The sequence below is a fragment of the Zunongwangia sp. SCSIO 43204 genome, assembly GCF_019904275.1.
Classification (GTDB): domain Bacteria; phylum Bacteroidota; class Bacteroidia; order Flavobacteriales; family Flavobacteriaceae; genus Zunongwangia; species Zunongwangia mangrovi.
Window position 1 is genome coordinate 433,769 of sequence record NZ_CP063204.1, and the last position, 19,373, is coordinate 453,141.

Genomic DNA, 19,373 nt, shown 5'->3' on the forward strand with positions numbered 1-19,373 from the left:
TAAATTATTCTTCGAATTCTTCGCGAAGCACGTTCATTACTTCACGAATGGTTTCTTCTTCCAGGTCGGTACGTCTAACAAGGTCATTCACATCCTGCTCTAAGATACTTTTTGCTGTATCTAAACCAATTTTTGCAAATTCCTTGATTACCCAATCTTCGATTTCGTCAGAGAATTCAGATAATTCAACATCTTCTTCTACTCCTTCTCTAAACACATCAATTTCGTAACCTGTTAATTGCCCTGCAAGCCTAATATTATGACCTCCACGACCAATAGCTTTAGAAACCTCTTCGGGCTTAAGCATAACCTCAGCCCTTTTATTTTCTTCATCTATTTTTATAGATGTGATCTTAGCAGGACTCAGCGCCCTTGTAATAAATAACTGATCGTTATTTGTATAATTGATCACATCAATATTTTCGTTACCAAGTTCGCGTACGATACTATGGATTCTTGAACCCTTCATACCAACACAAGCTCCTACAGGATCGATTCTATCATCATAAGAATCTACTGCTACTTTCGCTTTTTCGCCAGGTACACGAACTACTTTTTTGATGGTAATCAAACCATCAAAAACCTCAGGAATTTCCTGCTCAAATAATTTTTCCAAAAATGCAGGTGCAGTTCTGGATAAAATAATGCTAGGCTTATTCCCTTTTAATTCTACACTTTCTATTACACCACGAACATTCTCTCCTTTTCTAAAGAAATCTGAAGGAATCTGCCTGTCTTTAGGCAATACGATTTCGTTACCTTCATCATCTAAAAGAATGATTGCACGGTGTCTAATATGATGAACTTCTGCAGTGTAGATCTCACCTTCAAGATCTTTAAACTGCTTATAGATATTTGTGTTATCATGCTCATGGATCTTAGAAATAAGATTTTGTCTTAATGCCAAAATCGCTCTACGCCCAAGATCTTTTAATTTAACTTCTTCAGAAACATCTTCGCCAACTTCAAAATCTGGCTCAATTTTACGAGCTTCTGTAAGAGATATTTCCTGATTTGGATCTTCAACTTCACCATCAGCTACAACCACACGGTTTCTCCAAATCTCCAAATCCCCCTTATCAGGGTTTACAATGATATCAAAGTTATCATCCTCACCATACTTCTTTTTTAAAGCATTTCTAAAAACATCTTCCAAGATCGCCATTAAGGTTACACGATCTATCAACTTATCATCCTTAAACTCTGAAAATGAATCTATTAAGGCGAGATTTTCCATACTAAAACAATTAAAATGTTATCATAACTTTTGCTTCAACAATCGCTGAATATTCTAATACAGCTTCTTTCTCTACCGTCACCTTTCCTTTTCCTACAGGTTTAGGTTCACGTGCTTTCCATTGAAGTTTAATACTGTCTTCTGTAGCTTCGATTAAATTTCCTTCAAATTTTTCATTTTCAGTTTTAACCTGCAACTTTCTGCCAATATTTTTTTTATACTGTCTGGGAATTTGTAGCGGCTCGGTTGCACCGGCCGATGTCACTTCTAAAGAAAAATCCTCTTCTTCCCTGTCTAAATTGTGCTCTACCTTACGGCTCACATTTATACAATCTTCTACAGAGACACCTTTATCGCCATCGATAACCACTCTAATTTGACTATCTGGTGTTACAATAAGATCAATCAAAAATAATGAATTATTCTCTTCGAATGCTTCTTGTAGTAACTTTTCTACGTTCTCCTTCAACTCCATACTGGTTATAAAAAGAGGGGACTTTATGTCCCCTCGCTGTACTTTTTTAGTTTCAACGGTGCAAATATAATAATAATTCCCGAGAAAGAAAACCAGGCAATTAGGCAAAAATCTTCGTAAATTTAAGATAGATATTAAACATTTATAATCTTTCCAGCCATGAAAAAGATTCTTGTACCTACAGATTTCTCTATTGAAGCCGAAAACGCTTTAAAAATTGCTGCAAAAATCGCTAAGAAATTTGAAGCTGAAATCTATTTACTTCATATGTTAGATCTCCCTTTAAGTCTTATCGACCCAGTGCAAGGGAATAGTCAAAATGTACCGGAAGCCCTTTATTTTATGAAGCTAGCACATATGCAATTCAGTAATATTAAAGAAAAGGAATACTTAAATAATATTGCAATTGCTGAAGCTGTTCAGTTTAATTATGCTTTTAAAGGTATAACAGAATTCGCTAAAAACAATAATTGCGATCTTATCGTTATGGGCTCACACGGCAGTAGCGGATTTCAGGAAATGTTTATTGGCTCTAATACAGAAAAAGTTGTTAGACAATCTGAAATCCCGGTTTTAGTGATCAAAGAAGCAACACCAGATTTTAATATCGAGAAATTCATTTTTGCTACAGATACTGAAATTGACAATAAAAAAACACTACTCAAAGCCATCGAATTTGCTAAACTTTTTGATGCAGAACTGAATTTGCTTTTCGTAAATACACCAAATAATTTCACGACAAGCAAACAAGCCTATGCAGATTTAGATGAATTTCTAAAAGAAATGAACTACAATAATGTGCAAAAGCATATTTATAATGATGTAAGTGTAGAAAAAGGAATTTTAAATTTTGCTGAAAAATTTAAAGCAGATCTCATAGGCATTAGCACACATGGCCGTAAAGGGCTGGCTCACTTCTTTAACGGAAGTATTAGTGAAGATCTCGTTAATCACGCAAAACGACCTGTTATCACTTTTAAGATCTAAACAAAGGTTTTAAGCGCTCCTTTTTTGACACAAGACCAAAGGTAATTCCAAAAGGATTTGGTTTTATCCCGGGTTATCTCAAGACCCTCATTTACATTTCTACCACTTTCGCCATTATGCTTTACGAAAATATTGGCGACAGTGGTTAGAAATCCGCTTTTTTCTGTGCCATCATTTTTTAGTACTTCAATTTTAAAATCTTTATAGCCAATATTTACTCCACCAGTAGCTTTATTCCGATTGCCCGAAAAATCAAAATCCATATTAGTAATTTCTCCCTCAGCTTTTACGTTCATGGCGGGTTTTAGAAACCCATTCATATTTTTTGCTGAAAGCGAACTCATGTTACCCGAAATATTGAACCAATCACTAAGATTATTAACCTTGAAAGACCAATTTAATCGCAACGAAGCTTCATTCATAAAATCTGTAGCAGCAGTAACCCGCGTAGAGGGAAATTCAGCCTTATTACTATAATTGGTAAGGTTGAATATCTCTCCGTTTACATTGGCAAAAACAACTTTACCCGGTTGCCGGTCAGCTTTCATCCGTTCCTCGTAAACAATTCGGGTATTATCAACCTCCAAAGTATCTATTTTCAACAAAAATGGCAGTTTCCTAAGCATTTCACTATACATTGGCTTAACAGAATTATCTTTAGGCTGCATTTTGTCCCTGTAAATCTGAAAATCTACATTATCGATTAGAAATTTAGATGCCTGAAATTTCACACTGTCATTTTGAAACCCAAAATCCTGATTAGCTATTGCAATACTATCTATAGTGAGATCATAACGATCCTTTTCGACGGGTGTATGCTTCTGAAATTCCTGTTTAGAATAAATAGATTCTAATTTTAGTCCTTTTAGTGCACTATTTTTCTCATGAATTTCGATTGAAGTTACATTCATCACATGTCTTTCGTCTACTTTAAGAAAAACCGAATCTGCCTTAAGCGCAAAATCGCTAAAATTAAATGGGATTTTTTCTGAAACCGAGTTACTATCGATCTTTAGATCATGAAGCTGAAAATCGAAGGTTTTGACTTTTATTTTTTCCTCTGAAGTACTATCTAATAAAGTAAATTTAGCATGATTAAGAACTATTTCTTTAACAGAAATCTTTTTATTAAGCTTAGCTGAACTTGAAGAACTTTTGTTGTCACTATTTGTATTTAAAGAGGATTTTTTACCAGAAGACTTTGTTTGGTAGACAACTTCAGGATCATTAATTTCAATATAATTGAGATCAATATTCTTTTTAGTAAGAAATTTCCAGTAATTGAGTCCAGAAATCTTTAATCGTTCGGATTGAATATTAACTTCACCTCTAGTTAGGTCGATTTTGGTTAATTCAGCAGCATTTTTAAAAACCTGAACTTGGAGATCTTCAAATTGCAATTCCGGCAACTGATTTTCAAGTAAGTTTACTGCTTTTTTCTCGACAAAAGAGTTAAGAAACAATCCTATTACAAAGAACAGGATTAGAACAGCAAAAATCGAAATAACAACTTTAGTTTTTCTTTTCAAAATACAGGGGTTTAGTTGAAATGTACAACCTTTAACTAAAGCCCATTACAGGATTAAGAATATTTAACTAAAAGTTTTATGATGAAAAAGTAAGCTACGTTAAATTTTCGTCAAACCTGATAAATTGTGACAAAAATTAAGAGATTACAAACTATATTTGCAACAATCAACTAAATAACCAATGATCCTTAAATTATCCATAAAGATTCTGTTTATAATTGCTGAAATATTTTTGGCATTTTACAGTTTTGCTATGAGTGATAGTTTATTGGTTAAGTTCATTTTCTTTGCATTTACCGCCGTTATCATCGCGTTTGCGCTTACTAAAATCACCAATAAATTCTTACCGGTAGATAAAGACTACATCTCACAGGAACAGGAAGACGGAACTGTGGACGGCGAATAATTACATGCGTATAATTTCAATTTCAGACACGCACAATAAGCATCAAGATCTGGAAATTCCAGATGGCGACATTCTAATCCATTGCGGAGATATTTCTGAAGGCGGAACAAAACCCGAAATTGTAGATTTTTTACAATGGTTTTCTAAACTACCGCATAAGCATAAAATCTTATGTGCAGGAAATCATGACTTCCATCTAGATAAATATTCTACCAACTTAGACAATATTATTCCAGACAATATTCATTATTTATCTGACAGCGGAATTACAGTGGAAAATTTTAGAATTTGGGGTAGTCCATTCACACCAGGAAATGGAAATTGGGCATTCAATCTGGAAAGAGGAAGATCGATAAGAAAAAAATGGAATCTTATTCCGCAAAATACAGATATCCTTATTACGCATACTCCTCCATACGGAATATTAGATGAAAGTAAAACCTATAAAAATATTGGCTGTGAGGAGTTACTAAAGAAAATAGTTGACATCAAACCCAAACTTCATTTTTTTGGGCACGTTCATGATGATTTCGGTAAAAAAAGTATAGGACCTACGTTATTTGTAAATTCAGCAGTAATGGATAGTAAAAACAGGCTGATAAATGGGGTTAGTGTTGTGGATGTTTAGAAAAAAGATTTGGAAACTGAAAGACCTGCTGCGAAATTACTGCTATCTTTCGAAAAATCTACGGCACAAGATAAATCAAGATTAATAAAACTTTCTAAAACTCCTACTTTAAAATAAGTTGAAACAATCTCTGGAGAAACTTTAAATAGGGATCGTTCATCATCAGAATCGTAGTGACGATATCTCAAATAGGCTACATTTTGATTGAAACCATAATTTCTACGATAACTTAACTTCAATTCAAATGGTAAATATAATTTTCCCTGCATTCCAAAGTGATGAGCTATCAATCTATTATTTCCAACGGTTATAAACTCACCTCCGTAATCAGATAAATAAGTACTGGTAATAAAAGGCATACCAATTACATTTTGGTGATAAGTCCAGCCACTACTATAGACACCACTATTAAAATAATTATCCCATAGATGCGGAGCAGTTTGACTTTGATTCTTTGTATATATAAATTCATAGACGAAAGAATTAAAAAACTTATCTGACTCTCCTGAATCATAAAAAACGCCATATCTTCCATCTGGAATGTTCCTCATAGCGCTACCTGAACCGTCCTCGAATATGCTATTGTAAAACAGTTCTATTTCTCCCTCTCCAATCTGCTTGTTATAAGCAAGTTCATAACTCCCTATATGATTCCCTATAGCATTTGCCTGATCTATAGCTAATGAATTATCACTACCAGCCCTTCCAAGGAACATACGCACATATTCCTCAAAGCCAATGGGCTGATTATCGAAACTAGAATTAGATGGATCTCCGCCGTATTGTACAATATGCCTTATACCCAATTTTACATCAGAGGTTGTACTTAATTTATAAGCTAAAGAAAGATATTTATGATGAATATGAGTGTTTGCTGTAGACCTATCATCATTCAAAAAATACTCACTAAACAAAGCATCAAAACCCAAACGTTTATCAAATAGAAAATAAACAGTCCTTGCTGTTTTAATTTCCAAACCCGGCATAGAACGTGCATTGTTTGACCAGAGTATACTTTGATTTGAAGAAGCCAAACCATTGTACTTTAAATTATCATGCTTTACTCCTATTGTGGCATCAATATATTTTGAATCGAATTTCGCATATAATTCGTCTATAAAAAAATTTCTGGCTTTACCAACTTCATTATATCTATCTCGATAAATGAATGCTGATTTAAATTTGAATTTTGATCTTTCATTAAGATATAACTCGTAAGATGGCGCAATTACAACATTAGCATTTGTCTTCCTACCAACTCTTCCATAATCGTTTGAACGCAACCAAAATGGCAAGGCCTCATCTCCATTCAAAAAAGTTTCAGATTCAATATCCAGTTGGAACTGTGAATAAGAAGAAATAGCTATTAAATAAAAACAACCAATCAAAAAAAATCTAGACCGATTTCGGACTTCTTCCATTTCCTGTATTTCTTTGATTAAAACTAAAGATAAAATTCTTTAATCGTATTTTCTAAGCTCCAGTTATTAGCACAAAATGCTTTAAACTAAAAACGCCATTTAATTTTCTGCCAAAAGCTTTTTTCATCTGCCCCATATGAGTAACCATATTTATTTCCATAGCCAAAATTAGCCAGATCAACATCATTTAGTATAAAACTGACATCATGAAGCTTGCCTGCCTTTTTTGAATCAATAGGAAATTGCAATAAAGCCTTTTCAGTATAAGAAGCTCTTACAACATATAATGTTAAATCTGCATATTGACTTATCAAAAAAGTATCGGCAACTAACATACAAGGTGCTGTATCCAAAATAATGTAATCATAGTTGATTTCCAAATTATTCAACATTTCACTAAATCGGATATGTCTTAATAATTCGGAAGGGTTAGGCGGTATGCTTCCTGACGTTAAAAAGTCTAAATTTTTGTTTAATTCAGATTGCTCAATCAAACTGCCTAAATTCACATCTCCATTAACCAAATAATCACTAACTCCAAGTTGTTTTCTCGATCCAACATAGCGCTGCAATTGAGGATTTCTTAAATCGGCTCCAACCACTATGACTCGTTTACCCATATTTGCCAAAGTTAAGGCCAAATTCATAGAAGTAAAAGTTTTCCCTTCACCCTTAACAGTAGATGTCACCAACAATTTGATTCCTTTCTGCTTATCACCTTTATTTACAAGCAGATATTGCATATTAGTTATTGCAATTCTAAAAGACTCAGCAAGCACTGATCGATCAGAGTCGGTAATCAAATCACTTTGCTTTTTATCTATTGTTGGAATCTCGCCGATAATAGATATATCTTTAGATCTCCTTTCTAAGTCTCCTCGATTTTTAATTTTATTATTGAGTATATTCTTACCATAAATAATAAGAAGTGGCAAAAAGAAACCAATAAAAAAGCCTCCTAAAATAATAACTTTTGAATTAGGTGCTATCGTTCCAGAAGTAAAAGCCTTATCAACAATCTTAGCTTTAGGAGCCGTTACAGCTAAAGATAAAGAATTCTCTTCACGCTTTTGCAACAAATAAAGGTATAAACTTTCTTTTATTTGCTGCTGCCTATCAATGCCTCTATATTGACGCTCCATAGCAGGCACCTCTGAAATCCTTGATTTAATATTGTTTCCTTCATTCTCCAGCTCATCAATAGATATATTAAGATTAGATTCTAATCTCTGCAGACTTTTGAGCAAACCAGACTTTAGCTGTTCAATCTGTTGATCTAATTTTTTGACAGTAGGATTTTTTAAATATGAAGCTTCCAAGATACGATTTCGCTCAATAACTAATTTATTATAAGTACTTACTTGCATATTCAATCCTTCTGCTTCAAAACCAAGATTTACTGGCAATATTTCAGAATTATCGGCGTTACGCAAATAGCTTAACATTTCAGAAGCTAATTGCTTTTGTGTTGCTATCTCTTGTCTCTTTTTTTTGTAATCACTTGCATTTTCAAGAAAAATCTCTGATTCAAATTTTATGTCAGTTAAATCTCTCTGCTCTTTAAAAACTTCTTTATCAATTTCAACGGAATCAAGTTCGTAATTTATGATTTTCAATCTCTCATCAATAAATTCAGCCGTATTAGTCGCCACCATATTTTTATCAATTATGGCCTCTTTATTGTATTCGACTATCAATTGATCCAGAATATCTCTAGACTTACCAGGAACTTGATCATCTAAACTCAATTCAATAAGAGTTGAATTATCATCAATTAAAGCTACATTTAGCCTTTTATTATAAGAGCTTACAACTGATTCTATTGATTGAATTGTAAAGCCGTAATCAGATTTATCATCTGATGTAGTAGAAATAAAATTCTCGTTTTTACGAATTACAATATCAGCATAGCCTAGGTCTAAAGAGCTACCAAATTCTGAATGATATTGCTCATCTTCAACTTCATTCTGAAGAGTAATTTTATCATTATTCCAAATTACAACAAAAGAATTAAGCCCATTTACTTTAGCGCGATCTAATTTTGCATGATCCAAATGCAAAATATTAACATGAAATGGAACCTTATTATAAATTTCTTTTTTAAATAAAAAACTAGATGAATAATAACTAATATTGAGATCTAAAGAGCTTATAGTTTTAGCCATCATTCTCTTTGATTTCAATAATCCAATCTCGTTCTCTATACTACTAGTTTGAAGACCATCTAAAACTCCAAGATCTGCAAATGAACTCATTCCAGAACCGGGTGATTTAGTGTCTTCATCCTTGATGATTATAGTTGCACTACTGCGAAAGACAGGATTTGATAATTTAAGATATAAGAAAGAAAATAGCAAAGCAAAAAAAATAGAAACTAAAAACCAAGGCCAATATTTTAGATACTTCTGTAGCTCTTCTCTAATATTAATTTCTTCTTCCTGAAAATTTTGAAAATCGTTATTCATATTTATCTGGTAATTAAAACAGCTAGAGAAACTAGAACTGAAGCAATTGAAATGTATACTGATGCATTTCGGTTGTAACTTGAAGATTGGATTTGAGGCGCGTTTGGCTCTACATATACCACATCATTTTGTTGTAAATAATAGTACGGCGAATTTATAAAATTTGAGTCTGTCAGGTCTAGATAAGCGTGTTGTTTGTCACCGTTCTCTAGCTCTCGAATTATAAGAACATTTTTCCTTTTACCATAAATGGTAAGATCCCCGGCTAGCCCAAGAGCTTTAGGCAAGCTTAAATATTCATCTGAAACAGAAAAGGTACCTGGTCGAGCTACTTCGCCCAAGACAGTTATTTGAAAATTGGATATTCTCACATTCACTATTGGATTTTTTATAAACTCAGAGATTTTTTTTTCCAAAAATATAGATAACTCCTTTCTATTTAAACCAGCAACTTCAATTGTCCCAATAACTGGAAATTGAATTTCTCCATCGGAATTAACTAAATAACTTTGCAAAGCATTAGTTACATTCAGACCTGAATCAGCCCCCCCCAAACTTTTACCTACAAAAGGTAAATTGAAAGGCATAGCTGCTTCTACCTCATCGGCAGAAACAGTTATGTTGAGCTGATCGTTTGGTTTAATTTTTAAAGCGTCATAGCTAACCTTATTACTAGCAATATCTAAAGACTCTGCATTGTTAAAATAAACTATATCCTCTCTTGAAACACAAGACGTTAGTAATGCAAAACATACCATTGTAATAAAACTTCTAAATTTCAGCATAAAATAAATTTCAATAAGCTTTTTCCTCACCATTAAGAGCGTTTAAAACTGTTTTTATAATAATTTTAATATCTAATATTAAAGACCATTTTTCAACATAAAATATATCCAATCGTGTGCGATTTACAATGTCCGATTTTACCATAATTTCACCTCTATAACCTTTAATCTGGGCTAGACCTGTTATACCCGGTTTTGCGAAATGTCTTACTAAGTATTTATCCACAGAGCTCTCATATTCCTTTGTATGAGCTTCCATATGCGGTCTTGGACCAACTACACTCATATCACCTTTCAATACATTTATAAATTGGGGCAATTCGTCTATACTTGTTTTACGAATGAACTTTCCAATTTTAGTGAGTCTGACGTCATTTTTTGTCATCATTTTAGTATCTGCATCATTATTAACCGCCATGGATCTAAATTTGTAGCAATAAAAGGATTTTTTGTTTACCCCATGTCGCTTTTGTTTGAATAGTATTGGTCCTTTCGATTCTATCTTAATTAATAATCCTATAATAGGAATCAACCAAGACAAAACAAATACAATAACTAAAATGGAAAAAGTAATATCAAAACTACGTTTAGTATATCGTGCCACATCAGTATCCAAAGGTAGTTTTCTTAAATTTAATATTGGAACATTTCCGAAAAGCTCAACGTTCATAGCTCGAGTATAAATTTCCTTATTATCCGGCACCATTTTAATTTTCACTAAATTATTATCACAAAACGCAATAAGTTCATTAATCTGATCTGAAGATAGACGAGACACCATACAATATACTTCATCAACACTATTTTCGCGGATAAAACTGCACACACGATCGATTTTCCCTAAGTAGGTTATACTCTTAGAAGAATAATTATCAAAATATCCTCTATAACGGTATCCCAATTCAGGCTGATCAAAAATTTGCCTAATTTTTTTTAATTTTCTATCTCGCCCAACTACAATTACATTTACAAAATTACCTCCTTCTACTCTATAAACATCTCTTAAGTAATAGAATATATATCGATATAAGGTTATTGTAGCAAAAATCACTAGTAAAACTTTTAAATGATATATAGGTGAAATAATTATACTTCTAAAACTAAAACTCGTGAAATAAACAAATGAATAAATTAAAAAAAGATTAAGAAGCTTATGAAAATTGGTAAAGAAGCGTTCATTTCTTTTTGTCGGGTAAAAATTTATTCCGAAAGTAATCAACATCCAACATAAATTATAATAGACTATAGCAACAATATCATTATATGTATCGTAGGTCAAAACATACAACGTTAAGTTGATTACGATAAGATGAATGATAATCGAAACAGGTATAACTAAAGAAGACCTTTTCATATTTTTTATAACTATATTGCTAGAATAATTATTACGAATTATATTAATTGATATAATATCATTTATATAATTTTTCCTTGAGCATCAAATAAAGAAATAAAGAATTGGTATAAGCATATCTTTTGAACAAACGCTTTGGTTCCTGCATTAACCTGAACAACCACTCTATTGAAGCTTTCTGCATCCATGACGGAGCCCTTTTTTGCAGCCCAACCATAACAGGAAGAGCACCACCTATCCCGATCATGCATGCGTCAATTTTACCTTTCATATTAGCCATCCATTTTTCCTGCTTAGGGCAACCAAGAGCCACAAAAACCAATCCTGCTTCACTCGAATTAATTAATTCTGTGTAATTTTGTTCCTCCCAAAGACTTAATTCCCTGAAAGGTGGACTTATTAAGCCTACGATATTTAAATCAGGATGATTGACCTCACAATATGACTTAGTTTGCTCTAATATCAAATCTGTTCCTCCATAAAACAAAACTTTAATCTTACTTTCTTCAGCTATTTTCAGCAAAGCAGGCAACAAGTCCATTCCTGCTACCCGTTCCTGATCAATTCCATAGATAAATTTCAACCCCTTAGCTAAAGGCATACCATCTGGTGTAACCAAGTCGGCATTATTAACTATTCTTGAAAATGCCTTATCGCGATATGCCTCTACAACCATATGCACATTTGCTACACAAACATAAGAGGAAAAACCTTTTTCTGCTAGCTTTACTATTTCTTTTAAAAATTCCAAAAAGGGAATACAAGTAAGTTCAATGCTGATTAATCTTTTTTTCATAACTAGATCCAGAAAGCATTATTTCTCCAAAATATGTTGAAAAACATCTAATAAATTCTGTTCAAATTTTATCAATTTATAATTTTCCGTATACTTCTCTCGTCCTAATTCACCCATTTTTTTTCTTAAATTCTTATTTTTAATCAACTTTTCCAAAGCAAGAGCTAAAGAACAAACGTCCTCTTGAGGAACAATATATCCATTACTTCCGTTCTCTACAATATCCAAGATCCCTCCTTCGGGCGTAGTTACTATAGGTAACTTATATTGCAAAGCCTCAAGCAACACTAAAGGAAAACATTCCATGGGATAATATGTTGGAAAAGCAAAGATGTCAGCTGACTGAAAAACCTTCACCTTATCATCTCCATACATTTTTCCTAAATAACTTACTTTTGAGTCAAGACCGAGTTCCTTTACTATTTTCAAAAAACGGATTTCAGACACATCTCCTTCACCTCCTACAAAAATACCACTGAAATCCAAGTTTTTATTATTAAGCTCAGACATAGCTTTCAAAAGTATATAAACTCCTTTAGATTCGATCAAATTAGACAGGAATAAAATTTTTACACTTTTTTTCGAAAATTTTGATTTCTCTAATACCTTAACGTTTATTTTTGGGATTCCATTGGGACATATATATAGTGATTCTTCGGAGACATATTCGCAAATATCTTGATAAAGATATTTAGATAAGATAATAACTTTCGAGCCTTTGAAAACATAATCATACAAACTCCTTTTCAATCTATTTCTAGAAGCCTTTTCAACTCCCTTATTGTGAATATGATAAACCCTTTTAACACGGAATAGTTTTAAAAAAAACACCAATATTATATCCCTATAAAATGCTATACCCGTTGTTGTAAGTGCAAAGTAACATAAATCGACAGGATGTAATAATAAGTGGAAAAATAGTTTAAAAAAAAGTTTTATTGTCGTAAACAGTTTAGAAAGTGATAGTGCGCCACTATCTAAAACTCTTTTAGATGCTAATAAATTTATGTATGTTTTAGTACCAAAATATGATTTTAAGATATTACTATCGTAAATCCATTGACCAACCATGGATGACCCATGAACTGGTGGTGGCAAATGCAACAGAAAAAGAATATCTTTTTTTTTTTTCAACTCTTGATTACCCATTTATAAATTATAAAACATCAAAATTATGTTAGTATATATCTCGAAAGATTAAAAAGTCAATTTAAGCGATTACAAGATTGAAAAAATTATAGTTATAACCTATAATTTTTTCAATTTTAAAACAATAGTCTAAAAATTCACTTTGCACTTCAACTAAAAAACTAAAAAACTAAATACTTAAAAAGTATACCACAACTTTTTCATCGACAAAACTTAAATAATTAAACATTAAATAGCTGAATAATTTCTAGAGGATAAGACTGAGCGTTATTATGATTACACTAAAAATCGTAATATAAATTTTATTTTCGCGTCATATTTGGAGATAATAATTTCAACTTGACATTGCGAGAAGTATAACTTAAAGAAAAATTAACCAAGCACATATCTGATACGAGAATAAACTCTGATTATTAAACTATGGTATTTATAACATTCTCTTTCAATATTTTTGTTTACTTTAATATTCTTATCAAAATTAAATTTTCTGGCTTTACCAGGATTCATTTCAGTTTTAAATCTTGAAAACTTATATTTCGTATTTGTGCCTTCATTTCCGAACCCTATATTTTCTACAAATGATTTGAACGGCATTAATGAATACTTACGCTGTTTGAATTGAGTGTAACAAAATCTAATAGCCCAAGAGTTTCCCTTTCCTTCTTTAACCGACTTGAGCATAGCAAACATATCGCTCCCATTGTAATTGAAGGCCTTGATCTTAGTCTTGTTAGATTTCAGATTTTGCCAATCCTTGACATCCCAGTCTATCGATTCCCAACGATTTTTCCAGGTACCCCAACCCCATGAGGATGATCTACCGTATAAATAAAAATCAGAATCTATATAGTTTTTAGGCTTTTTGATTTTAAGGCCGTAACCACATACGGAAATAATCTTATCGTTGTCTGCATAAAAATCTAACGCCTGATTCATATAATCTAAGAAGTTAGGTGTTGTATATAAGTCATCTTCCAATACTATAACCTTACCGTGATCTCCAACTACTTGACTAACTCCCGATATTATAGAGGGTCCAAGTCCCCTATTTTCATTTGACTCAAAAATTTTTATAGAATTAAATCCATTTACCGTTTTTAGAAAATTACGAACATCATCAACTTCTTTTTGAGTCTTATTATCTTTTGCTCCGTCAGAGAAGATTATTAGATCGCTTCTAGAGGCGAGATAATTATCACTTAAAGCCTCTATTGTTTTTATAGTTTGATTTAATCTATTATACGTAAACAGGCATATTGGAGCCAAATTATTATTTTTCATAAATTAAGTCATAGTTAAAAAGTCTATTATCATCTAATACTCCGAATAATTTCAAAAATTAAGTTTCCTTTTTAATTTTTTAACTATTTGGAAGTACAACGTACGCATCACGATAAGACTTCCATCCATTTTTACGGAAAATAAAATAGGATTGTATGTTTTCCCTGATAGTTTTTCTAAATCTTCCTTATCTAAATTAATCACTTTCGGTAATGAACTTTTAACAAATGGAATACCATGATGACTCGTACTATAACTAACAAAATTTATCGAAATGTTCTTAATATGCTCATATTGTATTACATCCCATGGGCTGTTGTTGGAATAAAAGTAAAATATTTTTTCTGGATTATTAATAAATTTTTTAATAGAGAAATATTTATTGATAAAATTATTATTTCTCTCTCGAAAGAGTATGGGATTAATTTCCTCCTTAGATTTTTTTAAAAGATCAAAAACCTGAGATTGCCCATTAAAACTCAAACTATAATTAGCATTTAAAAATTGCCCAAAAAGCATAGCAGCATAACCTCCAGCAGAACTTCCTATAGTCACAATATCGAAACCTGCAGTCTCCTCTTTCAACATTGCAAGTACCATCTCGATAGAGTTTAACTCATGATTTATTCCCGCCAAGTACCACTGCTTTTTAATATCTCTTAGAAAAATATGTTTCTGCGCTTTTTGGACACGAGTTCTATACCATTCAAATCTATTTTTCCTCACAACTTGCTGATAAAACGATTCAGAATTATTAGGGTAATAAATGTCATGACTGCTAAAATATATTGCACAGAAAGGTCTTTCTCCCGCCGCCAAATTTTTCAAACTATTTTCATCGGTTTGAACAATATAGTTACTGTTAGACTGATAAAACTCTTGTATATCTTTAGAATCAGTTTGAAATACCTTATTTAAATCTTCCATAATCTAGGAAATAATGCTCTTAAATGAATTGTAAAAAAATGTTTCATAGCTACTAATAGGCCGTGATGCCTATTCTCATAAATAAAAAAATAGTAAGGATGGCTATTCCCCAAGGGGGAATAGAGAGACTTCAAACGCCTTTTTAAAGGGATATCAATCAAGCACCATTTGGGTAGCGATTGATGATTATCACACGCTCCTATTACTTTAGAAGCTACAAAGACCTGAACACCTTTTTTTTGAGCTCTTAAACCATAATCTAAATCCCCAATACTGTGTCGAAAAACCGGATCTATAGTTCCTACTAGATCATTTACAAATTTTGGAATTAGTACAAAATTACCATTCATGTATTTGCATTCTTTTAAAACATTGCTCGGCCTAATGAGCTCCCCATTCTCATTTCGTCCTCCGTAACTAAGCTTAGATCCAGACAAGCTTTGAGTTGTTCCGCAAATAATGCTTCGATCATCCTTATTTTTAGAATCCAAAATTATAGTTTCCAGAGCTCCTTCAAAAATAAAAGTATCATCATTCAACCATAAGTAGAAATCATAGTTCTTTTTATTCATGGCTTCAATCCATGCTTTGTGCATACCTCTATTCCAAAACAAATCCCCATTTCCTCTAATAACATTAACCTTTGGGAATTCCAATGCAACTGCGTTTGAAGTTCCATCCGAAGAACCATCATCAACCATATAAACTTCTAGTGAATATGCTTCAGGAATTCTTTGATCATATAATTTTCTTAGACATTCAAGTGTTTTTTTCTTCCTATTAAAAACAGTTAACAGAACAGCTATATTCTTCATCTAAATATTCTTAATAAATTTTGCGGGATTACCCGCCCATATTTGGTTATCGGGTATATCTTTAGTTACAATAGAACCAGCTCCTACAATTGAATTTTCTCCAACAGTCACACCTTTTAAAATCATACTACATGCTCCTAAAAAGGCATTATCTTTTATTACAACAGCAGCTTTAGCTTTATGAAATTGATCGTTTTTACTAGCTCTTTTCATGGGATCTAATGAATGAAAATCAGTATCATAAATCTTTACTCCACCGCCAATTTTAACATAATTACCAATAGTAATTTTCTCATGACAAATTAAAGCTGATTGAGACATCCCAACATTATCGCCAATTGTCATTACAGCTTGATTATCAACGAAAAAAGTACATTTATCATAAATCCCAATAGGATTACCTCTTATACCATTATTCATATGAAAGGATTTACCAATACTTAATTTTCCACCTCTGGCAACTACTACATATGGATTTCCACAAGTTCTGAAAGTATTATGTTTTACCCTATTCCCTTTAAATATAAAAAATGTCTGAACCCTATTTATTAGTCTTAAAAGATTTTGAAAAAATCTTGAAAAGCCTTTGTAAAAAAAATAAAAGCCCATTTGATATAGTTTTATAACAATTTAAATAATCAACTCATTATAGATGCTTAGTTGCTTAGCAAGCACCGAATCAGGTTTATTTTCAATTAGTCTTCTTTTTCGACCATTAATTGAAAGCTTTCGTGCGAGACTCATATCTTCAATAAGCCTTTTTATCTGGGCAGCACAACTACCGAAATCAATAGAATTATAAAAGAGTGCCTCTTCTTCATTCTTAGCCAACTCAGGCATTGCTCCTGCAAAAGACGCTACGGTTGGCACTCCTACAATCATTGACTCAGCAAATGCTAAGCAATAAGTCTCAATAAATGAAGGTATTACACAGACATTACAAGATAACAGTTCATTTACAATTTGCTTTTCATCTAAAGACCCAGTGTATATAACGTTATCTTCTAAGTATAATTGTTTCACTAATTTCTTTAAATAAAGTGAATAGCCATCTATTAATTTCTCTCCTACATGCATCTTTCCTGCTAGCCTCAATTGAATGTTTGGATATGTAGATTTTAAGAGCGAAACAGCTTTAATAAGTACATGTAAACCTTTATACGAAACAGCCGCAGAAGCAGAACTAAATATTATAGGACTATCTGAAGCAGGCTTGAATTTCCAAGTATCTGAATGATAAAACGCATTTCTCAACATTATACTAGTTTTAAATAAATGAGCACTTTTGTTAACAGTTGATACTTGATTTTTCACCCATTCTGATTGATAAGATATATTCTCAAATGCTTTAAGGCAAGCTATTTCCTCTTGTCCTCGTTCATAAAACATTTTTTTTTTAAAAAGAAGCATTCTTTTTGGGATTAACAATTCTTTTAATCCAAATGTTTTAAAAAAAATATCTTTTAAATCTAAACCTCCATAATAATAATCGGTATAAGCAAAAAGCAATCCTTGTATATCCACTAAAGTTTTATACTTAATAAATCCTTTTCTATATACCACAGACCAAAGATTCTCTGTTCCCCAAATATGGACTAAATCAGGCTTAATCGAGTCTAAAATTGCTTCAACTTCCCTGCATGAATCTATTGGGACATCCATATTATTTGACCCAGGAATGGTCCATTGTGGTATATCTAAAAAATCACATTTTTTTACTTTTTCAATAACTGAATTTGCTGCGATATTATATAGCTGGTATTCTCTATTTTTTTGAATATATAGAGCCATTGGTTGTAACCAACTACCAGTGCTTTTCACATTATCTGTAGAGAAAGACATGCTGCAGAGCCAAACAATTTTTTTCATTTTCTAAAATTCGAATTTAACCATAATTTAAAATCTTGATTAGTCATTTTTCTAAATGTAATTGAGAATCCCATCGCTATTGCCATCCACAAAGATATATTCATGATATCAAAACGATTGAAATCTTCAACCCAGCCATATGCAAATCTAAAAATAACGTATACTCCTATTATTTTTAAATAGATATTATTTGACTTATAGATTGATAAATATGCGCTTTTAAAATAAATTAAACAATATAATATTAAGCCTATTAGTCCATTCCAGTTAAATACATTCAGGAAGAGTACTTCATTAGAATGTCTTTCATGCCTGTCTAATCCAGTCGCTGTACTAATTCCTTCCCCAAACAATTCAGAATCGTTACCCCTTGCTGGGGTTCGACCAAGGATGACATAATTATTCTTTAATGCTGAAAAAACAACTTCTTTATATAGTCCTGTTCTGGTATCTGCCGTTAAATCTTCATCAACAACCCTACCGTTTACAAATCTTGTATGTCTATAATCATCTCCCTGAAATGAATTAAAACCAGTAAAAATATTAAAAACACCAGATAACCCCAAAATTACAAGCAAGCAAGGGGTTAGACTAAAAAACCAAAATAAAAATTTGTATAATGCGATTTTTAAATAATATTTCAGGAAAAAAGATATACTCAACAATAAAGCTGCTGCTGTCTTTAATACCTGACTTCTTGCCCCTATATCTATAAAGAGCATCATTATAAGAAGAGCTAAAAATAATAATCTATATTTTTTTCTTAAACTTGGAAGAAAACAAGATAATAAAAGTACAGGTCCTAGATAAAAATGTTTTGATCCATTACTAGTAACCCAAATAAAAAAAACAAAAAAAACAAACAATGCATAACGAAACCAGACTTTTAAGGTTTCATTTAGCAATGCCGGATTATTATATACATATACAAAAGATGGAAGTAATAAAGCGAGGCTTCCACTAACTAATTGTTTCCAGTCCCAATAATACTTAGCGTACGTAATACCTCTAACGATATTGAAAATTGTCCATACTAAATAAATGAAAACAATTCTATAATCACGCCTATTAATAAGGTGAATTTTATTATAATAATAAATTATCATAATTAAAATTAGCAAGGAGACACCCCACTGAAAGGCCGTATTACCAATTGGAATTATACTCCAAGAATCTACTGAAATAAAAGTTAATGCAAGAACAGAAAAAGGTAGGATACTTCGAACTTTTATTGTCATCAGATATACTT

General features: G+C 32.0%; 18 protein-coding genes. 3 read left to right on the forward strand and 15 right to left on the reverse strand.

The genetic code is table 11. The annotated features are described in order from the left end of the window. Positions 1-4: 4 nt before the first annotated feature. Together nusA and rimP are read right to left on the reverse strand one after the other, a co-directional pair. Positions 5-1,237: a transcription termination factor NusA gene (nusA, locus tag INR75_RS01930; protein ID WP_092539458.1), complete on the reverse strand. Its 1,233-nt coding sequence runs from the start codon at positions 1,235-1,237 to the stop codon at positions 5-7. A 10-nt stretch (positions 1,238-1,247) separates the two neighbouring features. After that, on the reverse strand, positions 1,248-1,712 hold the full coding sequence (gene rimP, locus INR75_RS01935) for a ribosome assembly cofactor RimP (protein ID WP_223090528.1): 465 nt from the start codon (positions 1,710-1,712) through the stop codon (positions 1,248-1,250). A gap of 159 nt (positions 1,713-1,871) precedes the next feature. Here rimP and INR75_RS01940 point away from each other — a divergent pair, with 159 nt between their 5' ends. Continuing rightward, positions 1,872-2,699, forward strand: coding sequence for a universal stress protein (locus INR75_RS01940; protein WP_223090529.1), 828 nt, complete (start codon positions 1,872-1,874; stop codon positions 2,697-2,699). Here INR75_RS01940 and INR75_RS01945 read toward each other — a convergent pair. Next, positions 2,696-4,228, reverse strand: a complete 1,533-nt coding sequence (locus tag INR75_RS01945; RefSeq protein WP_223090530.1) for a hypothetical protein — start codon at positions 4,226-4,228, stop codon at positions 2,696-2,698. The two genes, INR75_RS01940 and INR75_RS01945, sit on opposite strands and share 4 nt — an antisense overlap. Positions 4,229-4,409: 181 nt before the next feature. On the opposite strand from INR75_RS01945, the gene INR75_RS01950 reads away from it, so the two are divergent. Next, entirely contained in the window at positions 4,410-4,634 is a 225-nt protein-coding gene (locus tag INR75_RS01950) for a hypothetical protein (RefSeq protein ID WP_092539462.1), read from the forward strand. Positions 4,635-4,638: 4 nt separating this feature from the next. Continuing rightward, positions 4,639-5,262, forward strand: a complete 624-nt coding sequence (locus INR75_RS01955) for a metallophosphatase domain-containing protein (RefSeq protein ID WP_223090531.1) — start codon at positions 4,639-4,641, stop codon at positions 5,260-5,262. Here INR75_RS01955 and INR75_RS01960 read toward each other — a convergent pair. From INR75_RS01960 to INR75_RS02015, 12 genes are all read right to left on the reverse strand, one after another. Beyond that, the gene (locus INR75_RS01960) at positions 5,259-6,575 is read right to left on the reverse strand and encodes a capsule assembly Wzi family protein (RefSeq protein WP_223090532.1); all 1,317 of its coding nucleotides are present in this window, start codon (positions 6,573-6,575) and stop codon (positions 5,259-5,261) included. The genes INR75_RS01955 and INR75_RS01960 overlap by 4 nt on opposite strands. Before the next feature lie 194 nt (positions 6,576-6,769). Then, the gene (locus INR75_RS01965) at positions 6,770-9,148 is read right to left on the reverse strand and encodes a tyrosine-protein kinase family protein (RefSeq protein WP_223090533.1); all 2,379 of its coding nucleotides are present in this window, start codon (positions 9,146-9,148) and stop codon (positions 6,770-6,772) included. 2 nt (positions 9,149-9,150) lie between these two features. After that, a complete protein-coding gene (locus tag INR75_RS01970; protein ID WP_223090534.1) occupies positions 9,151-9,933 on the reverse strand; it encodes a polysaccharide biosynthesis/export family protein in 783 nt (260 codons plus the stop codon). A 10-nt stretch (positions 9,934-9,943) separates the two neighbouring features. Beyond that, entirely contained in the window at positions 9,944-11,287 is a 1,344-nt protein-coding gene (locus INR75_RS01975) for an undecaprenyl-phosphate glucose phosphotransferase (RefSeq protein ID WP_223090535.1), read from the reverse strand. Positions 11,288-11,345: 58 nt separating this feature from the next. After that, positions 11,346-12,083 (reverse strand): WecB/TagA/CpsF family glycosyltransferase, encoded by a 738-nt coding sequence (locus tag INR75_RS01980; RefSeq protein ID WP_223090536.1) that lies wholly within the window; start codon positions 12,081-12,083, stop codon positions 11,346-11,348. Between the two features lie 18 nt (positions 12,084-12,101). Then, the gene (locus tag INR75_RS01985; protein ID WP_223090537.1) at positions 12,102-13,232 is read right to left on the reverse strand and encodes a glycosyltransferase family 4 protein; all 1,131 of its coding nucleotides are present in this window, start codon (positions 13,230-13,232) and stop codon (positions 12,102-12,104) included. 372 nt (positions 13,233-13,604) lie between these two features. Further along, positions 13,605-14,513: a glycosyltransferase gene (locus INR75_RS01990; RefSeq protein ID WP_223090538.1), complete on the reverse strand. Its 909-nt coding sequence runs from the start codon at positions 14,511-14,513 to the stop codon at positions 13,605-13,607. 51 nt (positions 14,514-14,564) lie between these two features. Next, positions 14,565-15,440, reverse strand: a complete 876-nt coding sequence (locus tag INR75_RS01995; protein ID WP_223090539.1) for a hypothetical protein — start codon at positions 15,438-15,440, stop codon at positions 14,565-14,567. Then, positions 15,428-16,255, reverse strand: coding sequence for a glycosyltransferase family 2 protein (locus INR75_RS02000; RefSeq protein WP_223090540.1), 828 nt, complete (start codon positions 16,253-16,255; stop codon positions 15,428-15,430). Before INR75_RS02000 ends, INR75_RS01995 begins: the two co-directional genes overlap by 13 nt. Beyond that, the gene (locus tag INR75_RS02005; RefSeq protein WP_223090541.1) at positions 16,256-16,864 is read right to left on the reverse strand and encodes a DapH/DapD/GlmU-related protein; all 609 of its coding nucleotides are present in this window, start codon (positions 16,862-16,864) and stop codon (positions 16,256-16,258) included. Between the two features lie 21 nt (positions 16,865-16,885). Beyond that, entirely contained in the window at positions 16,886-18,124 is a 1,239-nt protein-coding gene (locus INR75_RS02010; RefSeq protein ID WP_223090542.1) for a glycosyltransferase family 4 protein, read from the reverse strand. Then, entirely contained in the window at positions 18,121-19,362 is a 1,242-nt protein-coding gene (locus tag INR75_RS02015) for a hypothetical protein (protein ID WP_223090543.1), read from the reverse strand. Before INR75_RS02015 ends, INR75_RS02010 begins: the two co-directional genes overlap by 4 nt. Positions 19,363-19,373 lie beyond the last annotated feature (11 nt).